A 1859-nucleotide genomic window follows, 5' to 3' on the forward strand; every position below is an offset into this window, starting at 1 on the left:
CCGGCCAGTCGGTCGACGTCGGCTCTGGACTACTCCCCGCCTACCCGGGGGCCGCGTCCTCAGTCACCCGCCCGCATGACGGCGGGGGCCCGGGTGGCGCACCCGGCGGACGGGACGGCGCGGCGGAATCCCGCCCGTCGCCCCGGCACGCCCGCCGCGGCGGACACCGCCACCGGCCGCCCGCCGCCCCTGTGGACGGGGACTACCGGCCGCTCACCGCCGCCGCGCCCGCCGCGAGCCCGGGGCGCGGGCTGGACAGCACCGGGACGCCGGCCGTGCCGAGCAGCCGCTCGGCCGGCGCCATGGAGGCCTGGGCGAGGACGATCGCATCGGCGCCGGTGACCTCGCCGGCCGCGTCCGCGACCCGGCGGACGTACCCTTCCCGGTCGCCCGCCTCGAAGCGGGCCCAGGCGCCCTCGACCAGCACGGTCCGCACCTCGACGGCACGGCCGGCGCGCCGCGCCTCCTCCTCGACGAGCGCCGCCGTGGGCCGCAGGGTGCTCTCCAGGGCGGCGAGGACGACGATCCGCGGGCCGGCGGCCACGGCCGCGCCCGCCATCGGCCGGTCGACCCGCAGCACGGGAACGCCCGCCCCGGCGGCCGCCGCCTCCGCGACGCCGCCGATCGTCGAGCACGTGCACAGCACGGCCCGGGCCCCGCCGTCCACGGCCTCCCGCACCTTCGCCCGCACGTCGTCGGCGACCGCCGCGGGACCGGCGGGGCGGGCCCGGCGCAGCAGGTCCTCGGCGACGAGGTGGAGCAGTTCCAGCCCGGGATGGTCCTCGTCGCGCAGTGCGTCGAAGACGGGCACGTGGACGGGTGAGGTGTGCAGGAGGGCGAGCACGCGGGCGGCCGGGGGTCAGAAGCGCCCGGGGTGGGCCGCCAGCCACTCCTTCGCCGCCCGGATCAGTTCCGGGCCGGCCGCCGGGGCCCGGTCGGGATGGCGGTCGGCCCACTTGACGACGTACGGGCAGAGCGGGGCGACCGCGCTGTCCTCGCGTGCGGCGACGGCGTACAGCTCGCGCGCGAGGCCGCCGGCGATGCCCTTGCCCTCGTGGGCGGGCTCGACCACGGTGTGGACCGGCACGAGCGCGCGCTCGGGGGCGTCGAGGACGAAGTACTCGATCCGGCCGACGACCTCGCCGCCCGTCACCGCCTCGAGCCGGCCCGCCGCCCGGTCGTCGCGGATCTCGATGTCGCTCACGGACACATCACGCTCCTGCCTCGGTGCTCGGTCCTCCCCGCTCAGGCCGTGACGGCCTGCGGGCTGCGCCGCTGGTCCGATCCCGGCACCGGCTCGGACGGGTCGGTCCCGAGGGCCACGATGCGGTTGTCGCGGTCCACGTGCACGACCCGGGGCTCCAGCGCCCGCGCCTCGGCGTCGGTGACCTGAGCGTAACTGATGATGATCACCAGGTCACCGGGGTGCACGAGATGGGCCGCCGCCCCGTTGATCCCGACGACACCGGAGCCCCGCTCGCCCTCGATGACGTACGTCTCCAGCCGGGCCCCGTTGGTGACGTCGACGATGTGCACGAGTTCACCGGGCAGCAGATCGGCGGCGTCGAGCAGGTCCGCGTCGATGGTCACCGATCCCACGTAGTGCAGGTCGGCCTGGGTGACGGTGGCGCGGTGGATCTTGGACTTGAATACTGTACGAAACATGAAGACGCTCCCGGTTTGCCTGCTCTCTGCCTGCTTCTTGCAGGTCAAAGGCGTTCTCTGGAGATTACAACGGTTCGCATGTGCGGTCAGCTGTCTCCGGGTGTCTCAGAACTCACACTGACTCGATGCTGACTTTTTCAACGGCCCGTCAGACGTTCGGGGAATCCACCCAGTGAGGTGCGCCGTCCCCTGCG

Annotated in this window: 3 protein-coding genes; all 3 read right to left on the bottom strand. The window is 74.7% G+C overall.

Going from position 1 to position 1859, the window contains the following annotated elements:
- Positions 1–202: 202 nt before the first annotated feature.
- Genes B7L92_RS14060 through panD form a run of 3 tightly spaced genes read right to left on the bottom strand, consistent with a single transcriptional unit; the run spans position 203 to position 1665 of the window.
- Positions 203–844: an aspartate/glutamate racemase family protein gene (locus tag B7L92_RS14060; protein WP_081237745.1), complete on the bottom strand. Its 642-nt coding sequence runs from the start codon at positions 842–844 to the stop codon at positions 203–205.
- 15 nt (positions 845–859) lie between these two features.
- Positions 860–1204 (bottom strand): GNAT family N-acetyltransferase, encoded by a 345-nt coding sequence (locus B7L92_RS14065; RefSeq protein WP_081237749.1) that lies wholly within the window; start codon positions 1202–1204, stop codon positions 860–862.
- A gap of 41 nt (positions 1205–1245) precedes the next feature.
- Positions 1246–1665 (bottom strand): aspartate 1-decarboxylase, encoded by a 420-nt coding sequence (panD, locus tag B7L92_RS14070; RefSeq protein ID WP_081237747.1) that lies wholly within the window; start codon positions 1663–1665, stop codon positions 1246–1248.
- Between the last annotated feature and the right edge of the window lie 194 nt (positions 1666–1859).

Source organism: Streptomyces viridosporus (assembly GCF_002078235.1).
Taxonomy (GTDB): domain Bacteria; phylum Actinomycetota; class Actinomycetes; order Streptomycetales; family Streptomycetaceae; genus Streptomyces; species Streptomyces viridosporus.